Below are 24,840 nucleotides of genomic sequence, written 5' to 3' on the forward strand. Positions count from 1 at the left end.
CTTTAGAAGTTGCCCTGCACCCAGCTCTTGATGCGATCGAGCAGTGCCGCCTTGGGCTCGTCGCTGCTGTAGCTGTCGCGGCTGCCGATGCCGGAGAACGAGATGCCGTCGGACTGTTTCTGCAGCCCATACAGCAGCAAGCCGACACCGGTGGAATAGATCGGGTTGCGCACCACGTCGGACAGGCCCTTGACACTGTGGGGTACGCCCAGGCGAACCGGCATGTGGAAAATTTCCTCGGCCAGTTCCACCGCGCCTTCCATCTTCGAAGTGCCGCCAGTGAGCACGATGCCCGCCGGGATCAGGTCTTCGTAGCCACTGCGGCGCAGTTCGGCCTGGATCAGGGTGAACAGTTCGTCGTAACGCGGTTCGACCACCTCGGCCAGGGCCTGGCGCGACAGTTCGCGCGGTGGGCGGTCGCCAACGCTTGGCACCTTGATGGTTTCGCCGGCACCGGCCAGCTTGGCCAGGGCGCAGGCGTAACGGATCTTGATTTCCTCGGCGTACTGGGTCGGGGTACGCAGGGCCATGGCGATGTCGTTGGTCACCTGGTCGCCGGCTATCGGAATCACCGCGGTGTGGCGGATCGCGCCTTCGGTGAAGATCGCCATGTCGGTGGTGCCGCCGCCGATATCCACCAGGCACACGCCCAGCTCTTTCTCGTCGTCGGTGAGCACCGAGTAGGCCGAAGCCAGCTGCTCGAGGATGATGTCGTCGATTTCCAGGCCGCAGCGGCGCACGCATTTTTCGATATTCTGCGCGGCATTCACTGCACAGGTGACCACGTGCACCTTGGCTTCCAGGCGTACGCCGGACATGCCCAGGGGTTCACGCACGCCTTCCTGGTTGTCGATCACGTAATCCTGCGGCAGGGTGTGCAGAACCCGCTGGTCAGCCGGGATCGCCACGGCCTGGGCAGCGTCGAGGACCCGCTCCAGGTCCGCCGAGCTGACTTCACGGTCACGAATCGCCACGATGCCGTGGGAGTTCAGGCTGCGGATGTGATTGCCCGCCACACCGACGAACGCCGAGTGGATACGGCAGCCCGCCATCAGTTGCGCCTCTTCCACCGCCCGCTGGATCGACTGCACGGTGGATTCGATATTCACCACCACGCCCTTCTTCAGGCCGCGGGAAGGATGGGTGCCGATGCCGACGATTTCCAGCGAGCCATCGGCCGCGACTTCGCCCACCAGCGCCACAACCTTGGAGGTACCGATATCCAGGCCGACGATCATTTTGCCGCTTTGCACATTTGCCATGGTCCTGCCTCTTCTTAATTCTTCGCGACGGCAGGTTGCGCCGTCGTGGGTGCCGCCGGATCGCGCCAGCCGACGGCCAGGCCGTTGGCGTAGCGCAGATCGATGCGCGCGATGTTCGTGATCTGTTCTTTCAGCGTTTTTTCATAAATGGCAATGAAGCGGCGCATCTTCTCCACCAGGTGATCGCGGCCCAGGAGCAGTTCGATACCCGGGCCGGCACTGCCGGCGCCGGTGGTCAGGAACCAGCTGCCGCGCTCGCGCAGCTCCAGACGGGCGATCGAAAAGCCCAGCGGCCGCAGCATCTGGCTCAACACCTGATACTGCTGCATCACTTGCTGCTGGGCCCGCTGCGGCCCGAACAACTGCGGCAAGTGCTCATAGTTCGCCAGTTCACGCGGGGTGAAGGCCTGGCCCTGGTTGTTCAACAGCGCCTCGTCGCCCCAGCGGGCCACCGGCAGTTGTTCTTCCAGGCGAATCACCACTTGGTCCGGCCACACCCGACGTACCTCGGCGTGGGCGATCCAGGGCATCTGCTCCAGCTCGGTGCGCATGCTCGCCAGGTCGATGGTGAAGAAGCTCGCCGCGACATAAGGCGCGATCCGCTGCTGCACCGCCTGCTGGCTGATGTAGCTCAAGTCCCCCTGCACCGCGATTTTGGTGATCGGGCGGTCGGCGTACGGCAGCAGGCGCTGGGCCCCTTCATAGGTGCCAAACCCCAGAGCCACCAGCAGCACCGGCCAGAACAGGCTTTTCAGAAAGCCGAAGTTGGCTTTCGGCAGGCGCGCCGACATCGGCTCTTTGGCCACCATTCGGCTGGCACCCCGCGGCACCGGCTTGCGGCCGGGTGCGGGTTGCTGATGACGAAGCGACGCGCCTTGCATGGACTTAACCTCTCGCCTCAAGACTGGCTGCCAGGATGGCCAATACCAGTTGCTGGAAATCCAGGCCGGCCGCACGGGCCGCCATCGGAACCAGACTGTGATCGGTCATGCCCGGAGCGGTATTCACTTCCAGGAACCAGAACTGCCCCTGGGCGTCCTGCATCACGTCGGCACGTGCCCAACCGGCGATACCGAGCGCCTCACAGGCTTTCGCCGTGAGTTCCATGAGTTCCTGTTCCTTGGAGCTGTCGAGCCCGCACGGGATCCGGTACTGGGTATCGGAAGCCAGGTACTTGGCGTCGTAGTCGTAAAATGTGTGGGGAGTGCCCAGGGCGATGGGTGGCAGCACCTGGTCACGCAGGGTCGCGATGGTGAACTCCGGACCCTGGATCCATTGCTCGACCAACACTTGCGAATCGTAGGTACTGGCCGCCTTCCATGCGTCGATCAATTCGGGCGCGGAAGTCACCTTGGCCATACCGATACTGGAGCCTTCATGAGCCGGTTTGACGATCAAAGGCAGGCCCAGTTCCGCCACCGCGGAAATACAGTCGGCTTCCGAACTCAGAACCGCGTGACGCGGCGTCGGAATGCCCAGGCTGTGCCAGACCTGCTTGGTACGCAGTTTGTCCATGGCCAGGGCCGAAGCGAGGATGCCACTGCCGGTGTAAGGAATCCCCAGGCACTCCAGCAGCCCTTGCATGCTGCCGTCTTCACCGCCACGACCGTGGAGAATGATGAAGGCACGATCGATCTTCTCGCTCAAGAGCCGCTGCAGCAGATCATCGCCGACGTCGATGCCGAAGGCGTTCACACCGCCGCTCTGCAGCGCTTCAAGCACGGCCTTGCCGGACTTGAGCGACACTTCGCGCTCGGCGCTCTTGCCACCGTAAAGAACGGCGACGCGACCGAAATCGCTCGGTTTCACGGTAGAGAACAGGTTGGCGTAGGCAGCGATCATTTCGCCCCCTTGCCAGCGGCTACAGCACCGGCGAACAGCGGGCTGCCGAGCAGTTTTGGCGCCAGGCCACCGATGTCACCGGCACCCTGACACAGCAGGATGTCACCGGCGCGCAGCAACGGCTTGACCAGCGGTGCCAGGTCGACCCCACGCTCGATGTAGATCGGGTCCAGTTGGCCACGCTGACGGATGCTGTGGCACAACTGACGGCTGTCGGCGCCCGGGATCGGCTCTTCGCCGGCCGGGTAGACCTCCATCAGCAGCAATACGTTGGCATCGGCCAGTACCTGCACGAAGTCGTCGTACAGGTCGCGGGTACGGCTGAAACGGTGCGGCTGGTAGACCATCACCAGGCGGCGTTCCGGCCAGCCACCGCGCACGGCCTTGATCACCGCAGCGACTTCGGTCGGGTGGTGACCGTAGTCGTCCACCAGCATCACGTTGCCCCCTTCCACTGGCAGTTCGCCATAGACCTGGAAGCGTCGGCCCACACCCTGGAAGCCCGATAGGCCCTGGACAATGGCTTCATCGCTGATGCCTTCGTCGGTGGCGATGCAGATGGTCGCCAGGGAGTTCAGCACGTTATGGTTGCCCGGCATGTTCACCGACACGTCCAGCGGCTCGCGGTCGCGACGCAGTACGGTGAAGAAGGTCTGCATGCCTTGCTGGCGTACATTGATGGCGCGCACGTCGGCTTCTTCGCTGAAGCCGTAGGTCACGGTCGGACGCTTGACCTGCGGCAGGATCTCGCGCACCACCGGATCGTCCAGGCACATCACTGCCAGCCCGTAGAACGGCAGGTTGTGCAGGAAGTCGACAAAGGTTTTCTTCAGTTTGTTGAAGTCACCGTCGTAGGTCGCCATATGGTCGGCGTCGATGTTGGTGACCACAGCCACCAGCGGTTGCAGATGCAGGAAGCTGGCATCACTTTCGTCGGCTTCGGCAATCAGGTAACGGCTGGTGCCCAGTTGTGCATTGGTGCCCGCTGCATTCAGCCGCCCGCCGATGACGAACGTCGGGTCCAGGCCGCCAGCGGCGAATACCGAGGCCAGCAGGCTGGTGGTGGTGGTCTTACCGTGGGTGCCGGCCACGGCCACGCCGTGACGGTAGCGCATCAGTTCGGCGAGCATTTCCGCCCGCGGCACCACTGGAATACGCCGTTCCAGAGCGGTGGCAACTTCCGGGTTGGAGGTGTTCACGGCGCTGGAAACCACCAGCACATCGGCATTGGCAGCGTTCTCGGCGCGGTGGCCGATGAAAATCTGTGCGCCAAAGGACTCCAGGCGCTCGGTAACCGGCGATGCCTTGAGGTCGGAACCGGATACCTGGTAGCCCAGGTTCAGCAGCACTTCAGCAATCCCGCACATGCCCACGCCGCCGATACCGACGAAGTGGATGCGGCGGATGCGGCGCATTTCCGGCTGCGGCATGGCTTTCTGATTCTCAACCATGGGCCACCTCCAGGCAGATATTCACTACGTCGTGGGTGGCGCCGGGCTTGGCCAGGCGGCGAGCGGCCTGGGCCATGTTGTCGAGTCGTTCTGGTTGCATCAAAACCTCTGTCAGGCGAGCGGCAAGGTCCGCAGCACCAGTCGTTCTTTGCGGCATCAGGAAGGCAGCACCTTCACGAGCCAAATATTCGGCATTGCGGGTCTGGTGGTCGTCGATCGCGTGGGGCAAAGGCACCAGCATCGAGGGCAGACCGGCGGCAGCCAGTTCGCTGACGGTCAACGCGCCTGCGCGACAGACCACCAGGTCGGCCCAGCCATAGGCTTGGGCCATGTCTTTGATAAAGGGCTGCACCTGCGCCTCGACGCCGGCGGCGCGATAGCGCTCTGCAGTGACTTCATCGTGGTTTTTGCCGGCCTGGTGGAACACCTCCGGGCGCAGCTCGGGGGCGACCTGTGCCAAGGCTTCCGGCAACAGCTTGTTCAACGGCTCTGCGCCCAGGCTTCCGCCCAGGATCAGCAAACGCGCCTTGCGTCCGGCCAGGGCCTCGCGCGGTGTTTCGAGGAACAGTTCGGTGCGTACCGGGTTGCCCGTGGTGCGCCGGCTTTGCGAGGCACCGAAGGTGTCCGGGAAAGCTTCGCAGACTCGGGCAGCCAACGGCACCAGCAGCCGATTGGCGGTACCGGCCACGGCGTTCTGTTCGTGAACGATGACCGGCACCCCAGACAACTTCGCGGCGACTCCACCAGGGCCGGTCACATAACCGCCAAAACCCAGGACACAGACCGGCTTCAACTGGCGAATGACCTGCCGCGCCTGGAGCACGGCCTTGATCAACACGAACGGCGCCTTGAGCAGGGACAGCTTGCCCTTGCCCCGCAAACCGCTGACGTTGATCAGGTGCAACGGCAGCCCGGCCGCAGGCACCAGATCGTTTTCGATGCCACGTGGGGTACCCAGCCAGTGCACGGTGTAGCCACGGGCCTGGAACTCGCGGGCGCAGGCCAGTGCCGGGAACACGTGGCCACCGGTGCCGCCGGCCATGATCAGGACGTTAGCGCCCATGGCTCGGCTCCTCGGCAAAGTCACTTTCACTGAACTCCATCTCTTCACTGCCCAGGTGGGTCCTGCTCTCCCATTCGATACGCAGCAACAACCCCAGACAGGCGCAGCAGATCACCAGCGAGCTGCCGCCATAACTGAGGAAAGGCAAGGTCAAGCCCTTGGTCGGCAACAGGCCGACGTTCACCCCGATGTTGATCAGGAATTGACCAATCCACAGGAACGACAGTCCGTAGGCGACATAGGCGGCAAAGAACTGCTTGGCCTTTTCCGCCCACAGGCCGATGTACATGCCGCGGATACAGACAAAGACGAACAGCGCCACCGTGCACAGCGAACCGACGGCGCCCAGCTCTTCAGCCAGTACCGAGAACACGAAGTCTGTGTGAGCCTCCGGCAGGTAGAACTGTTTCTGCACGCTGTTGCCCAGGCCGACGCCCAGCCACTCGCCGCGACCAAAGGCGATCAGCGCCTGGGACAGCTGGTAGCCAGCACCGAACTGGTCGGCCCAGGGGTCGGCGAAGTTGGTCAGACGAGCCATACGATAGGGTTGCATCTGGATCAGCAGCACCACCGCGGCAACCGCCAGCACCACCATCAGGGAAAACCGGAACAGCCCGACCCCTCCCAGGAACAGCATGGCCGCAGCGGCGCCCATCATTACGACAGTGGCGCCGAAGTCCGGCTCCATCAGCAGCAGGCCAGCCATGGGCAGCAGCACGATGAACGGCTTGAAGAAGCCCATCCAGCTCTCGCGCACTTCTTTCTGGCGCCGCACCAAGTAACCGGCGAGGTAGATCACCACGAACACCTTGGCGATCTCGGAAGGCTGGACGTTGAAAAAGCTGAAGCCGATCCAGCGCATCGAACCGTTCACTTCCCGGCCGATCCCCGGAATGATCACCATCACCAGCAGGCCAAAGGCACCGATCAGCATCAACCAGCCCAGGCGCTGCCAGGTGGCGATCGGGATCATCATGGTGACGATGCAGGCGCCCAGGCCCAGCAGGATGTAGATCAGGTGGCGAATCATGTAGTACAGGGCGCTGCCCGACTGCGCCGCCGCCACTTCAGTGGAGGCCGAGGCAATCATGACCAGGCCCAGGCCGAGCAGGGTCAGGCAACCGGCGAGCATCGGGAAGTCGAGGTCGATGCCCCGACCGGTGATGATCGGCGATGGATAGGGCTTGATGATGTTTCTCAGGTTCATGCCAGTTCCTCCACAACGCGGACGAACTGGTGGCCACGGTCTTCGTAGTTCTTGAACATGTCGAAACTGGCGCAGGCCGGCGACAGCAGCACCACATCACCGGGCTGGGCAGTGGCGCGGCATTGCTCCACGGCTTCCTGCAGCGAGCCGACACGAATCAGCGGCACGGCGTCACCGATGGCTTCGCCGATCTGATCGGAGTCGCGCCCCATCAGGATCACCGCGCGGCAGTTGGCCGCCACCGGGCCGCGCAGATCCTTGAAGTCGGCGCCCTTGCCGTCACCACCGGCGATCAGCACGATCTTGCCTTCGATGTCGGCGCCAAGGCCTTCGATGGCCGCCAGGGCGGCGCCCACGTTGGTGGCCTTGGAGTCGTTGTAGTACGCCACGCCATCCAGGTCGCGAACCCACTGGCAGCGATGCTCGAGGCCGGCGAAAGTGCGCAGCGCCGCGAGCATGGCGTCGAACGGCAAGCCCACTGCATGACCCAGGGCCAAGGCTGCCAGGGCGTTGGACTGGTTATGGGCGCCGCGGATCTTCAGCTCGCGCACGGGCATCAGGTTCTGGAACTCGAAGGCCAGGTACTTCTCACCGTCCTCTTCGCGCAGGCCGAAGGCCTTGAAATCAGGCTTGCTCAGGCCGAAGGTCCAGCATGGCAGGCCTTCACCGATCAATGGCCGGGTCAGAGCGTCCTGGCGGTTGAACACCACCTGCCGGGCACCACGGAAGATCCGGTGCTTGGCCAGGTGGTAGGCCGGCAGGCCGCTGTAACGGTCCATGTGGTCTTCGCTGATGTTGAGCACGGTGGCCACTTCGGCGCCCAACTGGTCGGTGGTCTCCAGCTGGAAGCTGGACAGCTCCATCACGTACAGCTCGACGTCATCGCTGAGCAGGTCCAGGGCCGGGGTCCCGAGGTTGCCGCCGACCGCCACGCGCTTGCCCGCCGCCGCTGCCATCTCGCCCACCAGGGTGGTCACGGTGCTCTTGGCGTTGGAACCACTGATTGCCACGATCGGTGCCTTTGCGTTACGCGCGAACAGCTCGATATCACCGGACAATTTCACCCCACGGGCAGCAGCAGCCTGCAGGGCCGGGGTCGCCAGGGCCAGGCCGGGGCTCACGTAGAGTTCGTCGGCACGGCACAGGAAGTCCACGTCCAGCTCGCCACAACGCACCTCCACCTGCGGGTAGTCACGCCGCAGCGTGACCAGCTCAGGTGGATTTTCCCGCGTATCGGCCACCGCAAAGGCAACGCCCCGGCTCGCCAGGAAGCGAACCAGGGACATGCCGCTCTTGCCGAGGCCGACAACGATGCGGAAGTGGTCAGAAGCGATCAGAGACACTCGTTCTACCTCAGCTTCAGGGTGGCAAGGCCGATCAGCACCAGAATCACGGTGATGATCCAGAAACGGACGATCACGCGCGGCTCGGGCCAGCCCTTGAGTTCAAAATGGTGGTGAATCGGCGCCATGCGAAACACACGGCGGCCGGTCAACTTGAAGGACGCAACCTGGATCACCACGGACAGGGTTTCCATCACGAACACGCCGCCCATGATGAACAGAACGATTTCCTGACGGACGATGACCGCGATAGTGCCCAGGGCCGCGCCCAGCGCCAGGGCGCCAACATCACCCATGAACACCTGCGCCGGGTAAGTGTTGAACCACAAGAAGCCCAGGCCCGCGCCAATCAGCGCACCACAGAAGACAATCAGCTCTCCCGCCCCCGGTACATAAGGAATCAGCAGGTATTCGGCGAACTTCACGTTACCCGACAGGTAGCAGAAGATCCCAAGCGCACCGCCCACCATCACCGTAGGCATGATCGCCAGGCCATCGAGGCCATCGGTCAGGTTGACCGCGTTGCTCGAACCGACGATGACGAAATAGGTCAGGACCACGAAGCCGATGCCAAGGGGAATGCTCACGTCCTTGAGCATCGGGATCAGCAGAGTGGTTTCCACCGGACTCTGGGCAGTCATATAAAGGAAGATCGCCGCGCCCAGGCCGAACACCGATTGCCAGAAATACTTCCAGCGGCTGGGCAGGCCACGGGAATTCTTCTCGATCACCTTGCGATAGTCGTCGACCCAGCCGATGGCGCCAAAGGCCAGGGTCACCAGCAGCACGACCCACACATAGTGGTTGCGCAGGTCGGCCCACAGCAGGGTGCTGATACCGATGGCCGAGAGAATCAGCGCACCGCCCATGGTCGGTGTGCCCGATTTGGACAGGTGAGATTGCGGACCATCGTTACGCACGGACTGGCCGATCTGGCGGTTCTGCAGAGTGCGGATCATCCACGGACCCAGGCACAGCGCCAAAGACAGCGCGGTCAGTACCCCGAGGATCCCGCGCAGGGTCAGGTACTGAAAGACCGCGAAGCCTTTGTAGAACTGTTGCAGGTACTCCGCTAGCAGCAGCAGCATCAATGTTTCTCCGTACTGGAGCCGCACAAAGCCGCGACGATGTTTTCCATCACCGCGCTGCGCGATCCTTTGATCAAAATGGTGGTATTTGGGTCTTGCTCGACGCCCAGGGCGGCAATCAGGTCAGCCTGGCTGGCGAAGTGGCGCGCGTGCTCGCCGAAGGCGGCAACGGCATGAGCCATCATCGGGCCTACGGCGTAGAGGGCCGAAACCTTGCCAGCGGCATATGCACCTACTTCGCGGTGCCCCTGCTCCGCCCACTCGCCCAACTCGCCGATGTCTCCGAGCACCAGGACGGTGCGGCCGGAAAAGCCGGCGAGTATATCAACGGCGGCGCACATTGAGGTGGGGTTTGCGTTGTAAGTGTCATCAATGACCCGCATGCCGTTCTTGGCCAGTTGGGCGACGGTACGCCCCTTGACCGGCTGCACCGCATTCAGGCCGGTGACGATGCCGAACAGCGAGACGCCCATGGCGTGGGCCGCGGCTGCCGCAGCCAGGGCATTGGCAACGTTATGGGTGCCCAGCAGGTTCAATTGCACCGCCTCCACACCCTTGGGGCTGTGCAACTTGAAGGATGGGCAGCCACGGGCATCGCGACCGATATCGGAGGCAAAGAAATCGGCAGAACTGTCAGTCAGGGCGAAGCTCAGCACCTGACGGCCGGCAGCACGGGCCTTCCAGATAGGGAAAGCCTTGTCGTCCAGGTTGAGCACGGCGATCCCGGCGCTATCGAGGCCCTCCAGGATTTCCCCCTTGGCCTCGACAATCTTCTCCGGCCCGCCAAACTCACCGACGTGAGCGGTACCGGCGTTATTGATGATCGCTACGTGGGGGCGAGTCATGGCCACGGTGTAGGCAATCTCGCCGATGCGCGAAGCGCCCAGCTCTATCACTGCGGCTGTGTGTTCCGGGGCCAGTTCCAGCAGGGTCAGGGGCGCACCCAGGTCATTGTTCAGGTTGCCCCGAGTGGCGTGTACCGGACCACGGGTGCGCAGGATGCTGGCGAGCATTTCCTTGACCGTGGTCTTGCCGCTGGAGCCGGTTACCGCAGCGACCGGGCGGCTGAACGCGGCGCGATTGAGCGCACCCAACTGCCCCAGCGCCAGGCGAGTGTCCTTGACCAGCAGTTGCGGCAGCGTGCTGTCGGGAACCTCACGTTCAACCAACGCCGCCACGGCGCCCTTGGCCGCCACTTCATTCAAGTAATCGTGGCCGTCAAAACGTGGGCCGGTCAGAGCAATAAACAGTTGGCCGGCCTGAATCGCCCGGCTATCGATACTGACGCCGCTAAAACGAGCATCGCCCGCGATCAGGCGGGCGTCCAATGGAGCCGAGACCTCACTGAGTTGCAGGGCTTTAAGCATGGCCCACCTCCCACGCGGTCAAGGCTTTGTCCGCCTCGGCGAGATCAGAAAAGTCATGTCGCTGGCCGTTTATTTCCTGGTAATCCTCATGGCCTTTACCGGCCAGCACCACCACGTCATCGGCCGACGCGGAAGCGATCAGGCGAGCAATGGCCAACCCGCGACCGGCTACGAATTCCACCTTTTCTGCCGCGCTGAAGCCGGCACGAATATCGTCGAAGATTTGGGCCGGCTCTTCGCTGCGCGGGTTGTCATCAGTCACCAGCACGCCGTCGGCCAGACGCTCGACCACCTCAGCCATCAACGGACGCTTGCCGCGGTCCCGGTCGCCGCCACAACCGAACAGGCACAGCAGGCGGCCCTTGGCGTGCGGACGCAGGGCCAGCAAGACTTTTTCCAGGGCATCCGGGGTGTGGGCGTAATCCACCACCACCAGCGGCTGAGTACCGCCACCCAGGCGCTGCATGCGTCCGGCGGGGCCTTCAAGCTTGGGCAGGACCGCAAGAATTTCGTCCAGCGCGTATTCAAGACCCAGCAACGCACCTACCGCAGCCAGCACGTTGCTCAGGTTGAAGCGCCCGAGCAGGCAACTGCGCAGGTGGTGCTCACCCTGTGGAGTCACCAGGGTCGCGCGCACGCCATCATCGTCAAAACGCGCTTCGCGGCAGTACAGATAAGCAGCGGCGTCTTCGAGGCTGTAAGTGATCAGTCGTGACTCATGTTTGTCCGCCGCCAGTTGCCGGCCAAAATCGTCGTCGAGGTTGATCACCCGGCAACGCAGGTCGTTCCAGGCAAAGAGCTTGGCCTTGGCTGCGCCATAGGCTTCCATGGTCCCGTGGTAATCCAAATGGTCACGGGACAGGTTGGTCAGCACCGCCACATCGAAAGCCAGTGCCGCCACGCGCCCCTGATCCAGGCCATGGGACGAGACCTCCATGGCCACCGCCTTGGCTCCTGCATTCTTCAAGTCCGCCAGGGTGGCCTGCACGGCAATCGGGTTCGGCGTGGTGTGCATCCCGCTTTGCAGCGCGCCATGAAACCCGGTCCCCAGGGTACCTACCAGGCCACAACGCTGGCCGAGCAAATCCAGGGCCTGAGCCACCAGTTGGGTAACGCTGGTCTTGCCGTTGGTGCCGGTCACGCCCACCAGGTTCAACTGGCGGCTCGGGTCACCATAGAAGCGCCCGGCTATGTCCGACAGCTGCGCCGCCAGGCCCTTGACCGGAATCAGCGCTACATCGGTCAGCGGCAACACAGTTGCCCCTTCCACTTCATAAGCCACCGCGGCAGCGCCGCGCTGCAGGGCATCGGCAATGTGCGCACGCCCATCGAACTTGGCGCCGGGCACCGCAAGAAACAGGTCCCCGGCCCGCACGTTACGGCTGTCCAGGGTCAACTCACGAATCAGCAGGTCGCGACCGGCGTGGGCGAAAATCTTGTTCAGGCTAAGAGACATCAGCCGCGCCCTCCATTGGCTCGTACAGGGGTGCCGGATGCGGCGTTGGCCTGCTGCGTGGTCGGCAGGTTGTCCGGGGTGATGTTCATCAAGCGCAGGGTGCCGGACATCACTTTGCTGAACACCGGCGCCGATACCAGGCCACCGAAGTAACCGGCTTTGCTCGGTTCGTCGATCACCACCACGATCGCGTAGCGTGGATCACTCATCGGACCGAAGCCGGCGAACAGCGAGCGGTAGGAGTTCTCGGCGTAGCCCTTGGTACCCACCGAAGTCTTGCGCGCAGTACCACTCTTGCCGGCCACGTGATAGGCCGGAACCTGGGCACGGAATACTCCGCGCGGGGCCTCGATCACTTGCTGCAGCATGCCCTGCATGGTCTTGGCGACATTTTCCGGAATCACCTGGGTGGTCTGCGGAGTCTTGTCGGACTTGATCAGTGTCAGCGGCGCAATACGGCCGTTGTTGGCCAATGCGGAAAAGGCGTGCACCAGCTGGATCGCGGTCACCGACAGGCCGTAGCCATAGGACAGGGTCGCGGTTTCCGCCTTGCGCCATTCGCGGTAGTTCGGCAGGTTGCCGACCCGCTCACCAGGGAAGCCGAGCCCCGTGTCCTGGCCCAGACCGATTTTCTGTGCCAGGCGGAAAATGGTTTCGCCGCCGATATCGAAGGCCACCTTACTCATGCCGACGTTACTGGAGTTGATCAGGATGCCGGTCAGGTCGAGTACCGGACCTTCGGTCTTGGAAACGTCACGGATGGTGTATTTGCCCAACTGCAGGGTGCCCGGGTAGACCTCGACGGTATCGCTGGGCTTCCAGCGTCCGGTTTCCAGTGCGGCACTCATGGAGATCGCTTTCATGGTCGAGCCAGGCTCGAACACGTCGATCATCGCGCGGTTGCGCATCATCGCCGGCTGCAGGTTGCGCCGGTTGTTCGGGTTGTAGGTCGGCTGGTTGACCATGGCCAGGATCTCGCCGGTCTTCACATCCATGATCACCAGGCTGCCAGCCTTGGCACCGTTCTCGACGATGGCGTTGCGCAGCTCGCGGTTGGCCAGGTATTGCAGGCGCAGGTCAATCGACAACGCCAAGGGCTTGCCGGCCTTGGCGTTCTTGGTGACCTGGACGTCCTTGATCAGCCTGCCGCGCCGGTCCTTGATCACCTGGCGCTTGCCCGGAACCCCTGCGAGCCATTCGTCGTAGGCCAGTTCCACCCCTTCGCGACCGCGGTCGTCGATATCGGTGAAACCCACCATGTGCGCGGTTACTTCGCCGGCTGGATAGAAGCGTCGGAATTCCTCGATGCCATAGACACCGGGGACCTTCAGATCCAATACGGACTGGCCCTGTTCAGGCGTCAGGCCTCGGACCAGATAGATGAACTCTTTATTGGCCTGGGCTTCAAGCCGCTCGGCCAGGGCTTTCGGGTCTTGGCCAAGTGCCATGGCCAGCGCCGGCCAGCGATCCTTGGCCAGCTGCATTTCCTTGGCATTGGCCCAGAGGGTGGTCACGGGCGTACTGACGGCCAGAGGCTCGCCATTGCGATCGGTGATCAGACCGCGGTGCGCGGGAATCGGAATGTGCCGGACACTGCGTGCATCGCCCTGCCCCTTGAGGAAGTCACGGTCGACCACTTGCAGGTCGATGATGCGCCAGGCAATCGCCGACACCATGACCGCCAGCAAACCCAGCACTACACGGAAACGCCATGGATAGAGCGCGCCTTCGAGCTTCATGGCGCCACCATGCGGACTTCGGCCGCGCCGGGAATGTGCATTTTCAACTGTTCGGTGGCCAGCACTTCAATGCGGCTGTGAGCAGTCCAGGTGCTTTGCTCAAGAATAAGACGGCCCCATTCGGCCTGGGCTTTGTCACGCACGCTCAACTCGCCGTACAGCGTATTGAGCAACTGACGGTTCCAGTGGGCGCTGTAGGACACCGCAATTGCGGAAACCAGAACGCCGACGAATAGCAGGAACATGAAAAAGCTTCCGCCCGGAAGTGGCTTGGCGAAAAGCTTGCTCACCGAAGCTTCTCCGCGACGCGCATGACGGCACTGCGGGCACGCGGGTTGGCCTTGAGCTCTGCCTCGGAGGCGAACTGCGCTTTGCCGTGGATCTTGATTTTCGGCACAAAGGCTTCGAAACGTACCGGCAGATTGCGCGGCAGGTTGTCCGATTCGCCCTTGACCAGACGACGCATGAACAATTTGACGATGCGGTCTTCCAGGGAGTGGAAGCTGATCACCACCAGGCGACCACCCACTTCCAGGGACTCCAGTGCAGCTTCAAGGCCCGCCTCGAGATCACCCAGTTCATTGTTGACGTGAATGCGCAGCCCCTGGAAAGCACGGGTAGCCGGGTTCTTGCCCTTCTCCCAAGCCGGGTTGGCGACTTTCAACACTTCAGCCAGATCGGCGGTACGCTCGAACGGCTGGATCTCGCGGCGCTCGACCACGGCTCGCGCCATGCGACCGGAGAAACGCTCCTCGCCGTACTCCTTGAATACCCGGGCAATTTCCTCTACCGGAGCGGTGGCGATGAACTGCGCAGCACTGATGCCGCGAGTCGGGTCCATGCGCATATCCAGCGGGCCGTCATTGAGAAAACTGAAGCCGCGTTCAGGGTCGTCCAGCTGCGGCGAAGACACCCCCAGATCCAGCAGGACACCGCTGACCTTGCCCGCCAGGCCGCGTTCGGCAACTTCCGAACCGAGCTCGGCGAAACTGCGCTGTACAACGACAAAGCGGCCGTCTTCGGCCGCTAGCGCTTGCCCGGTGGCAATCGCCTGGGGATCCTTGTCGAATCCGAGGAGGCGCCCCTGGGGCCCGAGCTTGCTGAGAATCAGCCGGCTATGCCCACCACGCCCGAAGGTGCCATCCAGATAGCAGCCATCAGGACGTACGGCGAGAGCCTCGACGGCTTCGTCAAGCAGTACGGTGATGTGGTTAAAGCCGCTATCAATAGTCACAGGATCAAATCACGCAGTTCATCAGGCATGGCGCCCGGTTGTTGAATAGCTGCCAGGTCCGCTGCGGAAACAGCATTCCAGGCATCCTCGTCCCACAATTGGAACTTGTTCAGTTGGCCCACCAGCATTGCGCGCTTATCCAACTTGGCATATTCACGCAGGCGCGGAGGCACCAGAAAACGACCACTGCCATCGAGTTCAAGGTCGACGGCGTTACCAATCAGCAAACGCTGCAAACGACGGTTCTCTTCACGAAGAGAAGGCAGTGCGCGCAGTTTGGTTTCAATCAGCTCCCACTCATCGAGGGGGTAAACACACAAACAGGGATCAACGGCATCGATGGTGACGATTAACTGCCCGGAACTTCGCGAAACGAGCTCGTCACGATACCGGCTCGGCATGGCGAGACGGCCTTTTGCATCGAGACTGATAGCGTTAGCTCCGCGAAACACGTCAGCGTTTCTCCAAATTTTAGCGTTTTGCGCTCAAAAAACCCACTTCATGCCACTTTCCGCCACTTGCGCACACTATAGGAATGCGCCCACACCACCGTCAAGGCGCGCGGCGACGGAAAAGCCTTATAGAACGGAGATTTAGGAGACTTAAAGGAGAGGTAACGGGAATTCGAAGGGTGTTTCAGAGCATCAACTTCCGACAGCTCAATAAGCTGCAGCGCGAAGTTAAAGTAATTTATTAAGAGTAAGATTTTTTCGGTATTACAAAAACGCTTCTGCTATTGATTCAAGCAGGGAGGGAAAGGTGGAGAGTCGATCTGTAAGCCGGGTTCTGTCGAGGACAGTCATTCCTCTACGATGGCCATCACTGGACATCTTTAGCAACCTACCCGGTTCCAGCGCGGGCCACGCCTTGGAACCCTATTTGGTCTTGCTCCGAGTGGGGTTTACCTAGCCACGAACTGTTACCAGACGTGCGGTGCGCTCTTACCGCACCTTTTCACCCTTACCGGCACCGAAGTGCTTAGGCGGTTATTTTCTGTGGCACTTTCCGTAGGCTCACGCCCCCCAGGCATTACCTGGCACTCCGCCCTATGGAGCCCGGACTTTCCTCCCCCCTCTAATTTTCATAGAGGGCAGCGACTGTCCAATCGACTCTCCGCCGCGCAGGTTAACGGCAGAGCGAACGAAGAACAAGCGCTAAAAGCCTTTGGCCACCCTGCTACGCAATTTATTGTTCTTTCTGTTTATCCAGGGCCACCTGATACAGCACATTCTTGCGCTCGCCAGTGATTTCCGCAGCCAAAGCAGCAGCCCGCTTCAGCGGCATTTCCTTGAGCAACAGGTCGAGGATACGCATCGACTCACTACTGATCGCCTCATCACTTTCCGGTGCTGTCCACCCCGCGACCAGCACCACGCACTCCCCACGCTGCTGATTGCTGTCGGACTCGACGAACTGGCGCAGCTCGGAAAGTGGCAGCCCCTTCAGGGTCTCGAAGGTCTTGGTCAATTCACGCGCCAGCAATGCCGGCCGCCCACCACCGAATACCGACTCCATATCCTGCAGGCATTCAAGTATGCGATGCGGCGCCTCATAGAAAATCAGCGTACGCGGCTCTTCCTTGACCGCTTCCAGGCGCGCCCTGCGCCCGACCGCCTTGGCCGGCAGAAAGCCTTCGAAGATGAACCGGTCCGAAGGCAAGCCCGCCGCCGACAACGCCGCGATCAGAGCACAGGCCCCCGGTACTGGAACCACGTTGATACCCGCCGCCCGCGCCTGGCGCACCAGGTGGTAGCCGGGATCGGAAATCAGCGGCGTGCCCGCATCGGAGATCAAGGCGACATTATCCCCAGCCAGCAGACGAGTAATGAAGCGACTGCCCTCATCACGCTCGTTGTGCTCATGGCAGGCAGCCAGGGGCGTGGAAATACCAAAGTGCTGCATCAGGCGCTGGGAATGCCGGGTATCTTCGGCAGCGATCAACGACACCTCGCGCAACAGCTTCAAGGCCCGGGCGCTGATATCGTCCAGGTTGCCGATGGGCGTCGCCACCACATAAAGCGAGCCAGCAGCGGAATTCAAAGGACCTGGAGCAGTCAAAGCGCACACCTCTTGATCGGCAAAAGCGCCATTGTAGCGCGTTGAAGCATTCTCAATACGCCTTGCGATCAGCCGGTATGGCGCTGTGCCGCGACCTTTCAGGCAGCCAAGCAACATTTGCTTGAGCTAAATCGACGGTTTATCGCCAGTAACATCGCACCCCAGCCAGCGCTTGGGTACAATTCCACGCTCATTTGATCGAGTATCAGGAACACTTACATGATCGCTTGCCTGCGGCTGTTTCTTGCCCTCTGCCTGGCTACCCTTCTGGTGGCTTGCGCCAGCTCGCCCTCTTCCAGCCTTGGCGAACTTCCACGGACACCGGATGCCAGTATCGAGCAACTGCTCGAACAGGCCGCCACCAGCAAAACTCCGGAAAAAGCAGCCCTGCTGCGCCTGAGCGCCGCCGACCTGGCGTATCGTCAAGGCAATGCCGGACGCGCCGGACAAATCCTGCAGCAAGTGCCGCTGGATCAACTCAAGCCTGCCCAGCAAATCTTCGCCAGCACCCTGTCCGCAGAGCTGGCCCTGGTGCGCAACCAGCCAAAGGCTGCCCTCACCGCACTGAGCCATCCAAGCCTGCAACACCTGAGCGAACTGCCGGCAGCTCAACAGATTCGCACCGGCAGCGTTCATGCTCGCGCACTGGAAGCCGACGGCCAGACATTGGCCGCCGCCAAAGAGCGCATCGTTATCGCGCCCTTGCTCAAGGATGATGCAGCAGCCAAAAACCACGAAGCCATCTGGGCACTGATTGCCGCCCTGCCGACCGATCAGTTGCAGCCTGCCGGCAATGACGACCTGGCCGGCTGGATGAGCCTGGCCCTGGCAGTCAAGAGCGCCGGCACCCTGGAACAGCAGCAGGCGGCCATCGATACCTGGCGCGCCCAGAACCCAAAGCACCCAGCTGCCATTCAACTGCCTCAACCCCTGATCAAGCTCAAGGAACTGGCCAGCCAGCCGGTATCGAAAATTGCCTTGCTGCTGCCACAAGACGGCCCCCTCGCATCGGTTTCCAAAGCACTGCGCGAAGGTTTCATGGCTGCTCACTACCAGGCTCAGCAAGCCGGACAGAATCCACCCAGCATCGAGTTCTATGACAGCTCGCGCCTAAGCTCGCTGGATGACTTCTACCGCAAGGCTCAGGCCGCTGGCGTGCAACTGGTCGTCGGCCCACTGGAAAAGCCCCTGGTCAAGCAACTTGCCGCTCGCCCGCAGCTGCCGATCACCACCCTGGCCCTGAACTACAGCGAAGGCGAACAAGGCCCGGCGCAGTTGTTCCAGTTCGGCCTGGCAGCCGAAGACGAAGCTCGCGAGGTTTCCCGTCGTGCCCGCGCCGACGGCCTGCACCGCGCCGCCGCTCTGGTTCCGAAAGGCGAATGGGGCGATCGCGTGCTCAAGGCATTTCGTCAGGATTGGGAAGCCAACGGCGGTAGCGTAATCGGTATCGAACGCGTCGATCAGCCCGTCGCCCTGGCACAGCAGATTGCCGACCTGTTCCAGTTGCGCCAGAGCGAAGGCCGCGCCAAGAGCCTGCAGAGCACCGTAGGCACCCAGGTAGCCGCACAACCATCACGTCGCCAGGATATCGAGTTCATTTTCCTCGCCTCCACTCCGCAACAGGCTCAGCAGATCAAGCCGACCTTGAATTTCCAATACGCTGGTGATGTACCGGTCTACGCCACCTCCAATGTGTTCAGCGCCAGCGGCGACCAGAACCAGTACAACGACATGAACGGCGTGATGTTCTGCGAAACCCCATGGCTGCTGGATGCCAACGGCCCGCTGCGCCGCCAAGTCACTGCACAATGGCCGCAAGCCGGCGGCAGCCTAGGGCGCCTGTATGCCATGGGCGTCGACGCCTACCGATTGGCGCCACGCCTGGGCCAACTCAAGGCCCTGCCAGACAGCCGGATAGAGGGTGAATCCGGCAGCCTGGGCATGGCTGCCGGGCAACGCATCGAGCGTCAGTTGCCATGGGCCAAGTTCGTCGGGGGCCAGGTGACCCGCCTGCCCGACACGCCGCGCTAATGCTCCAAGGATCAAGCCAGCACAGCGGACGAGATGCCGAAAGCCAAGCGCTTTGGCATCTCCAACAGCACGGACTGCGCCTGCTGGCGCAGAACTGGTTGTGTAAACGCGGCGAGCTTGATCTGGTCATGCTTGACGGCGATACAGTAGTATTCGTCGAAGTCCGCTACAGAAAACACACGCAATGGGGTGGCGCACTGGGCAGTATCGATGGGCGCAAGCGTCAAAAACTGATCCTTGCCGCGCAGCTTTTCCTGCAAAGCGAATCACGCTGGTCCAGCCATCCTTGCCGTTTCGACGTGGTCGCCATTGACGGCGCCTCGGGTGCAGAAGCCCGCTTGAACTGGCTACGCAATGCCTTCGACAGCTGAAAGAAGCCCTCAGGCCGCACTCATTTTCACTCAACTTTTTTGCTCTTTGCTTTGCGGGCTGCACATTTACGTGCCACCAAGCCGCGCCACTTAAGGTCACACAGATGGACATGCAATCCCGAATTCGCCAGCTTTTTCAGGCCAGTATCGACACCAAGCAACAGGCGATGGACGTACTTGCACCGCACATCGAGCAAGCCAGCCAGGTCATGGTCAACGCCCTGCTCAACGAGGGCAAGATGCTCTCTTGCGGCAACGGCGGCTCCGCCGGCGATGCCCAGCATTTCTCCTCCGAACTGCTCAACCGCTTCGAGCGCGAACGCCCGAGCCTGCCGGCCATTGCCCTGACTACCGACAGCTCTACCATTACCTCGATCGCCAACGACTACAGCTACAACGAAGTCTTCTCCAAGCAGATCCGCGCCCTGGGCCAGCCCGGTGACGTATTGCTGGCGATTTCCACCAGTGGCAACTCCGCAAACATTATTCAAGCGATCCAGGCCGCACATGATCGCGAAATGATTGTCGTAGCATTGACCGGTCGTGACGGCGGCGGCATGGCTTCCCTGCTACTGCCTGAAGATGTCGAGATCCGCGTACCGGCCACCGTCACTGCACGCATTCAAGAAGTCCACCTGCTGGCGATCCATTGCCTCTGCGATCTGATCGACAGCCAATTGTTCGGGAGTGAAGAATGACCCCTAATCGCCTTGGCCTCCTGGCCTTGACCTTGTGCCTGAGCATCACTGGTTGCAGCTCGGTGATTACCGCCACCCGCGACAAACCCATCGATGATGACCGCGGCACCCGCACCTTTGGCAGCAAGATCGACGACTCGCTGATCGAGACCAAAGTCGCCGTCAACGTCGCCAAAGCCAGCCCAGACCTGGAAAACAACTCGCACATCGTTGTCACCAGCTTCAACGGCATCGTCCTGCTGGCCGGACAAACACCCCGCCCGGACCTCAAGGCCATGGCCGAACAGGCCGCCAGCGAAGTGCAGCGCGTCAAGAAGGTGCACAACGAACTGCAGGTACTGCCACCTTCCGGCTTCCTGGCCCGCCAGAACGATGGCTGGCTGACCACCAAGATCAAGACCCAGATGCTCACCGACGCCAGCGTGCCCGCCTCGCGAATCAAGGTGGTAACCGAGAACGGCATCGTCTACCTGCTGGGCTTGCTGACCCAACAGGAGGCCACCCAGGCCACCAACCTGGTTCAAGGCGTGTCCGGTGTGCAGAAGATCGTCAAACTGTTCGAATACATCGACTGACACACAACCGCGAGATACAAAAAAGGCGATCCGGATGGATCGCCTTTTTTATTACTTGACCACTTTCAAGCTGGGTCGGCCACTGGGGCGCGGCGGCTCACTGTCCGGTGGCGGCAGGTCGTCATCCGGCTCGAGATCATCCTCTTCATCCAGAGGCGACTCCAGATCGAAGACCATGCCCTGGCCATTCTCACGGGCATAGATCCCCAGGATCGCCGCAACCGGCACATGCAGGCTGTGCGGCACACCACCGAAGCGCCCTTCGAAGGTCACTACGTCGTTATCCATATGCAGATGACGCACGGCACTGGGAGAAATGTTCAGGACGATCTGCCCATCACTGGCAAAACCCTGGGGCACCTGCACTGCCGGATAGTCAGAATTGACCAGCATGTGCGGGGTGCAATCGTTGTCCACAATCCACTCATAGAGCGCGCGGACCAGATAAGGTCGACTGGAGTTCATAGCGGCTCCTTAAGCCTCAGCGCATATCGCGTTCGACACCAGACAGACTCGCCTGGAAAGCCTCACGCGCAAATTGGCGTTCCATATAATCAAGCAACGGCTTGGCCTGCCGCGGCAGTTCGATACCCAGGACCGGCAATCTCCAGAGTATGGGCAGTAGGCAGCAGTCCACCAGACTTTGTTCCTCACTGAGGAAAAATGGCTTGTCGGCAAACAAAGGAGAAACACCCGTCAGGCTTTCACGCAACTCCTTGCGCGCCTGCACTCGAGCAGCCTCCTTGGTACGCGGATCAAGAATCAGATCCACTTGCCCGCACCAGTCACGCTGGATCCGGTGTATCAGCAGACGGCTGTTGGCTCGCGCCACAGGATAAACCGGCAGCAGTGGCGGATGCGGATAACGCTCATCCAGGTACTCCATCACCACTGTCGACTCCCACAACGCCAGGTCGCGATCGACCAGCGTTGGCAAGCTCCCATAAGGGTTCACTTCGATCAGCTTCGGCGGCTGACGCCCCGCCTCCACACTGATGATCTCGGCGCTGACACCCTTCTCTGCGAGCACAATGCGCACCCGGTGGGAATAGTGGTCGGCGGGGTCGGAGTAACAGGCCAACCGATTGGTCACGCCCATGGCGATCCTCCTCGCTTGTTGAAATTATCGGAAGCAGAAAAAACGAGCGCGCCCTCAGGGCGCCTCTGGTAACCCCCGAATGATACAGGGTTGTTACAGTTTCAGAGACGCCCTTGGGCGCGCACGTTCAACAACTGATGCTTAAAACGCTATCAATGCACATCCTTCCAGTATTCGCGCTTGAGCAGATAGGCGAACACGAAGAAGAAGGCCAGGTACAGCAGTACGTAGGTACCGATGCGCTGGTGCTGCAGCTTGACCGGGTTGGCCGAGTAAGCCAGGAAGGTCACCAGGTTCTTGACCTTCTCGTCGAACTGAGCCTCGTTGAGAGTCCCGGTGTTCTCCTTGATGGTCAGCTGGTCACAGGCTTCATGAGTCAGCGGCGTGCCGGTCAGCGGATCGTATTGCTTCTTGCCGCCTTCGACGATCTGCACCTGCTTGCAACCGATCACCTGGCGACCCTGCAGGCCAACCAGAACGTTAGGCATGCCCACGTTCGGGAAAACCTTGTTATTCACACCCCAAGGGCGCGCCGGGTCCTCATAGAAGGACTTGAGGTAGCCATAGAGCCAGTCGGTACCCCGCACACGGGCCACCAGGGTCAGATCCGGTGGCGCAGCGCCAAACCAGGTCTTGGCATCTGCCGGCTGCATGCCGATGTTCATGTGGTCACCGATCTTGGCGCCAGTGAAGACCAGCTTGCTCAACATCAGATCGTGAGGGATACCCAGATCGTCGGCAACCCGCTCATAACGCTGGAACTTGGCGCTGTGGCAGCCCATGCAGTAGTTGGCAAAGGTACGCGCGCCGTCTTGCAGGGCAGCTTTGTCGGCCAGGTCGATATCGACCTTCTCCAACTCAGGGCCGCCGTGCTCGGCCGCGAAAGACAATACAGGCATAGCAGCAAGAATCAGTACAGCAAATAGCTTTTTCATCAGCCAGTCACCCTTTCCGGAACCGGTTTGGTCTTCTCGAGCCTGGTGTAGAACGGCATCAGAATGAAGTAGGCGAAGTACAGGAAGGTACATACCTGCGACAGCAGCGTACGGCCCGGAGTCGGTGCCAATACACCCAGCACCCCCAGGATCACGAACGAGATGCAGAACACCAGCAGCCAGATCTTGCTCAGCCAGCCTTTGTAGCGCATGGACTTGACCGGGCTACGGTCGAGCCAAGGCAGCACGAACAGCACGGCAATGGCAGCACCCATGGCAATGACGCCCATGAGCTTGTCCGGCACCGCACGCAGGATCGCGTAGAACGGGGTGAAGTACCAAACCGGAGCAATGTGCTCAGGCGTCTTGAACGGGTTGGCCTGTTCGAAGTTCGGCTTCTCGAGGAAGTAGCCACCCATTTCCGGGAAGAAGAACACGATCGAGCAGAAGATGAAGAGGAACACCACTACGCCGACGATATCCTTCACGGTGTAGTAAGGGTGGAAAGGAATACCATCCAGCGGGATGCCGTTCTCATCCTTGTTCTTCTTGATGTCGACGCCATCCGGGTTGTTCGAACCCACTTCGTGCAGTGCCAGGATGTGCAGCACCACCAGACCGAGGATCACGATCGGCAGGGCAACAACGTGCAAGGCGAAGAAGCGGTTCAGGGTGATACCGGAAATCAGGTAGTCACCGCGGATCCACTGAGTCAGGTCGTCGCCGATGACCGGGATCGCACCGAACAGCGAGATGATCACCTGGGCGCCCCAGTAGGACATCTGGCCCCACGGCAGCAGGTAGCCCATGAAGGCCTCGGCCATCAGTGCCAGGTAGATCAGCATGCCGAACAGCCACACCAGCTCACGGGGCTTCTGGTAGGAACCGTAGAGCAGGCCACGGAACATGTGCAGATAGACCACGATGAAGAACGCCGAAGCGCCGGTGGAGTGGAGCAGACGCAGGATCGCGCCGTACTCGACGTCGCGCATGATGTATTCAACGGAAGCGAAGGCCTCTTCCGCCGAAGGGGTGTAGCTCATGGTCAGCCAGACACCGGTTACGATCTGGTTGACCAGAACCAGCAGCGCCAGGGAGCCAAAGAAATAGAAGAAGTTGAAGTTCTTCGGAGCGTAATACTTGCTGAGATGGTCTTCCCACATCTTGGTCGCGGGGAAGCGCGCATCAACCCAATCCATGAACTTGCTCATCACGCTTTCTCCGTGTCGACGCCAATGACGATGATGTCATCCGACTCATAGGAATGCGGGGGTACTGGCAGGTTCAAAGGCGCAGGTTGCGACTTGTAGACGCGACCAGCCAGATCGTAGTGGGAACCGTGGCAAGGGCAGAAATAGCCACCTACCCAGTCCTTGCCCAGATCCGCGGGCGCCACTTCAGGACGGAAGGTCGGAGAACAGCCCAGGTGGGTGCAGATACCGATCAGCAGCAGAATCTCTGGCTTGATCGAACGCACTTCCGGGTCGACGTAGGTTGGTTGTACTGAGTTCTTGGAGTCAGGGTCAGACAACTGGCCCTCGATCTTTTTAAGATTCCCCAGGATTTCCTCGGTACGGCGGACGATGAATACCGGCTGACCACGCCATTCAGCAATCATCTGCTGACCTGGATCGATCTTGCTGATATTCACCTTCACCGGTGCACCTGCGGCTTTCGCCTTGGCACTGGGAAACCATGACCCCACGAACGGGACCGCAGCCCCCACCGCTCCAGCAGCACCCACCACGGATGTGGCTGCTACTAGGAAGCGACGCCGGCCTGCATTCACGCCGTCATTGCTCATTCAGTCCTCTCCCATCAGCTTTGTGGCCTGTTAAATCAGGCATCTACTAAGTAAAAATCTGAACTTATAAAAATTTTGCCGAATGGTAATGAAAAGCCCCTATTCTGACAAGGTAATTACCAAGCCGAGCCGGCCCGAAGCCTTGCAGTATAGGGCCTCCGCGGATGTGGCAAGTTGTCACAGAGCAAATTCTAGACAATAAAAAACGCCCAGCTCC

24 protein-coding genes and 1 other RNA gene are annotated in these 24,840 nt (G+C 61.2%); 4 read left to right on the forward strand and 21 right to left on the reverse strand.

The window, feature by feature from the left end; translation table 11 throughout:
- Positions 1 to 2 precede the first annotated feature (2 nt).
- The 16 genes from ftsA to rsmI all read right to left on the reverse strand — a co-directional run bounded on the left by ftsA (position 3) and on the right by rsmI (position 17,110).
- The gene (gene ftsA, locus PFLCHA0_RS25110; protein ID WP_011063306.1) at positions 3 to 1,262 is read right to left on the reverse strand and encodes a cell division protein FtsA; all 1,260 of its coding nucleotides are present in this window, start codon (positions 1,260 to 1,262) and stop codon (positions 3 to 5) included.
- 14 nt (positions 1,263 to 1,276) lie between these two features.
- On the reverse strand, positions 1,277 to 2,143 hold the full coding sequence (locus tag PFLCHA0_RS25115) for a cell division protein FtsQ/DivIB (RefSeq protein ID WP_015636926.1): 867 nt from the start codon (positions 2,141 to 2,143) through the stop codon (positions 1,277 to 1,279).
- Between the two features lie 4 nt (positions 2,144 to 2,147).
- Positions 2,148 to 3,104: a D-alanine--D-alanine ligase gene (locus PFLCHA0_RS25120; RefSeq protein WP_015636927.1), complete on the reverse strand. Its 957-nt coding sequence runs from the start codon at positions 3,102 to 3,104 to the stop codon at positions 2,148 to 2,150.
- Entirely contained in the window at positions 3,101 to 4,555 is a 1,455-nt protein-coding gene (gene murC / locus PFLCHA0_RS25125; protein ID WP_011063309.1) for a UDP-N-acetylmuramate--L-alanine ligase, read from the reverse strand. The genes PFLCHA0_RS25120 and murC overlap by 4 nt, the downstream gene beginning before the upstream one ends.
- Entirely contained in the window at positions 4,548 to 5,618 is a 1,071-nt protein-coding gene (gene murG, locus PFLCHA0_RS25130) for an undecaprenyldiphospho-muramoylpentapeptide beta-N-acetylglucosaminyltransferase (protein ID WP_015636928.1), read from the reverse strand. Before murG ends, murC begins: the two co-directional genes overlap by 8 nt.
- A complete protein-coding gene (gene ftsW, locus PFLCHA0_RS25135; RefSeq protein ID WP_011063311.1) occupies positions 5,608 to 6,825 on the reverse strand; it encodes a putative lipid II flippase FtsW in 1,218 nt (405 codons plus the stop codon). The genes murG and ftsW overlap by 11 nt, the downstream gene beginning before the upstream one ends.
- Positions 6,822 to 8,168 carry a UDP-N-acetylmuramoyl-L-alanine--D-glutamate ligase gene (murD, locus tag PFLCHA0_RS25140; RefSeq protein ID WP_015636929.1) on the reverse strand — a complete coding sequence of 449 codons (1,347 nt, stop codon included), beginning with the start codon at positions 8,166 to 8,168 and terminating at the stop codon, positions 6,822 to 6,824. Before murD ends, ftsW begins: the two co-directional genes overlap by 4 nt.
- 5 nt (positions 8,169 to 8,173) lie before the next feature.
- Complete coding sequence (gene mraY, locus PFLCHA0_RS25145; protein ID WP_011063313.1) at positions 8,174 to 9,256, reverse strand: phospho-N-acetylmuramoyl-pentapeptide-transferase; 1,083 nt, start codon at positions 9,254 to 9,256, stop codon at positions 8,174 to 8,176.
- Entirely contained in the window at positions 9,256 to 10,623 is a 1,368-nt protein-coding gene (locus PFLCHA0_RS25150; RefSeq protein ID WP_015636930.1) for a UDP-N-acetylmuramoyl-tripeptide--D-alanyl-D-alanine ligase, read from the reverse strand. The genes mraY and PFLCHA0_RS25150 overlap by 1 nt, the downstream gene beginning before the upstream one ends.
- The gene (locus PFLCHA0_RS25155) at positions 10,616 to 12,079 is read right to left on the reverse strand and encodes a UDP-N-acetylmuramoyl-L-alanyl-D-glutamate--2,6-diaminopimelate ligase (RefSeq protein ID WP_015636931.1); all 1,464 of its coding nucleotides are present in this window, start codon (positions 12,077 to 12,079) and stop codon (positions 10,616 to 10,618) included. The genes PFLCHA0_RS25150 and PFLCHA0_RS25155 overlap by 8 nt, the downstream gene beginning before the upstream one ends.
- Positions 12,079 to 13,818: a peptidoglycan D,D-transpeptidase FtsI family protein gene (locus PFLCHA0_RS25160; protein ID WP_011063316.1), complete on the reverse strand. Its 1,740-nt coding sequence runs from the start codon at positions 13,816 to 13,818 to the stop codon at positions 12,079 to 12,081. Before PFLCHA0_RS25160 ends, PFLCHA0_RS25155 begins: the two co-directional genes overlap by 1 nt.
- A complete protein-coding gene (gene ftsL / locus PFLCHA0_RS25165; protein WP_011063317.1) occupies positions 13,815 to 14,108 on the reverse strand; it encodes a cell division protein FtsL in 294 nt (97 codons plus the stop codon). Before ftsL ends, PFLCHA0_RS25160 begins: the two co-directional genes overlap by 4 nt.
- The gene (gene rsmH / locus PFLCHA0_RS25170; protein WP_011063318.1) at positions 14,105 to 15,052 is read right to left on the reverse strand and encodes a 16S rRNA (cytosine(1402)-N(4))-methyltransferase RsmH; all 948 of its coding nucleotides are present in this window, start codon (positions 15,050 to 15,052) and stop codon (positions 14,105 to 14,107) included. The genes ftsL and rsmH overlap by 4 nt, the downstream gene beginning before the upstream one ends.
- Complete coding sequence (gene mraZ, locus PFLCHA0_RS25175; RefSeq protein WP_011063319.1) at positions 15,049 to 15,504, reverse strand: division/cell wall cluster transcriptional repressor MraZ; 456 nt, start codon at positions 15,502 to 15,504, stop codon at positions 15,049 to 15,051. The genes rsmH and mraZ overlap by 4 nt, the downstream gene beginning before the upstream one ends.
- A gap of 307 nt (positions 15,505 to 15,811) precedes the next feature.
- Positions 15,812 to 16,165, reverse strand: an RNA gene (rnpB, locus tag PFLCHA0_RS30965) — RNase P RNA component class A.
- Between the two features lie 72 nt (positions 16,166 to 16,237).
- Positions 16,238 to 17,110, reverse strand: a complete 873-nt coding sequence (gene rsmI, locus PFLCHA0_RS25180; protein ID WP_041752552.1) for a 16S rRNA (cytidine(1402)-2'-O)-methyltransferase — start codon at positions 17,108 to 17,110, stop codon at positions 16,238 to 16,240.
- Between the two features lie 219 nt (positions 17,111 to 17,329).
- Here rsmI and PFLCHA0_RS25185 point away from each other — a divergent pair, with 219 nt between their 5' ends.
- The 4 genes from PFLCHA0_RS25185 (at position 17,330) to PFLCHA0_RS25200 (ending at position 20,785) form a co-directional block, all read left to right on the forward strand.
- The gene (locus PFLCHA0_RS25185) at positions 17,330 to 19,141 is read left to right on the forward strand and encodes a penicillin-binding protein activator (protein ID WP_011063321.1); all 1,812 of its coding nucleotides are present in this window, start codon (positions 17,330 to 17,332) and stop codon (positions 19,139 to 19,141) included.
- The gene (locus PFLCHA0_RS31415; protein WP_015636933.1) at positions 19,141 to 19,512 is read left to right on the forward strand and encodes a YraN family protein; all 372 of its coding nucleotides are present in this window, start codon (positions 19,141 to 19,143) and stop codon (positions 19,510 to 19,512) included. The genes PFLCHA0_RS25185 and PFLCHA0_RS31415 overlap by 1 nt, the downstream gene beginning before the upstream one ends.
- A 104-nt stretch (positions 19,513 to 19,616) precedes the next feature.
- Entirely contained in the window at positions 19,617 to 20,210 is a 594-nt protein-coding gene (locus tag PFLCHA0_RS25195; RefSeq protein WP_015636934.1) for a phosphoheptose isomerase, read from the forward strand.
- On the forward strand, positions 20,207 to 20,785 hold the full coding sequence (locus PFLCHA0_RS25200) for a BON domain-containing protein (protein WP_011063324.1): 579 nt from the start codon (positions 20,207 to 20,209) through the stop codon (positions 20,783 to 20,785). Before PFLCHA0_RS25195 ends, PFLCHA0_RS25200 begins: the two co-directional genes overlap by 4 nt.
- A gap of 51 nt (positions 20,786 to 20,836) precedes the next feature.
- Here PFLCHA0_RS25200 and PFLCHA0_RS25205 read toward each other — a convergent pair whose 3' ends face one another.
- The 5 genes from PFLCHA0_RS25205 to petA all read right to left on the reverse strand — a co-directional run bounded on the left by PFLCHA0_RS25205 (position 20,837) and on the right by petA (position 24,623).
- Positions 20,837 to 21,250: a ClpXP protease specificity-enhancing factor gene (locus PFLCHA0_RS25205; protein WP_011063325.1), complete on the reverse strand. Its 414-nt coding sequence runs from the start codon at positions 21,248 to 21,250 to the stop codon at positions 20,837 to 20,839.
- A gap of 16 nt (positions 21,251 to 21,266) precedes the next feature.
- Positions 21,267 to 21,884: a glutathione S-transferase N-terminal domain-containing protein gene (locus PFLCHA0_RS25210; RefSeq protein WP_011063326.1), complete on the reverse strand. Its 618-nt coding sequence runs from the start codon at positions 21,882 to 21,884 to the stop codon at positions 21,267 to 21,269.
- Between the two features lie 152 nt (positions 21,885 to 22,036).
- Complete coding sequence (locus PFLCHA0_RS25215; RefSeq protein ID WP_015636935.1) at positions 22,037 to 22,819, reverse strand: cytochrome c1; 783 nt, start codon at positions 22,817 to 22,819, stop codon at positions 22,037 to 22,039.
- Entirely contained in the window at positions 22,819 to 24,030 is a 1,212-nt protein-coding gene (locus PFLCHA0_RS25220) for a cytochrome b (protein WP_011063328.1), read from the reverse strand. The genes PFLCHA0_RS25215 and PFLCHA0_RS25220 overlap by 1 nt, the downstream gene beginning before the upstream one ends.
- A complete protein-coding gene (gene petA, locus PFLCHA0_RS25225; protein ID WP_011063329.1) occupies positions 24,030 to 24,623 on the reverse strand; it encodes a ubiquinol-cytochrome c reductase iron-sulfur subunit in 594 nt (197 codons plus the stop codon). Before petA ends, PFLCHA0_RS25220 begins: the two co-directional genes overlap by 1 nt.
- Between the last annotated feature and the right edge of the window lie 217 nt (positions 24,624 to 24,840).

Source organism: Pseudomonas protegens CHA0 (genome assembly GCF_000397205.1).
GTDB classification, from domain to species: Bacteria; Pseudomonadota; Gammaproteobacteria; order Pseudomonadales; family Pseudomonadaceae; genus Aquipseudomonas; species Aquipseudomonas protegens.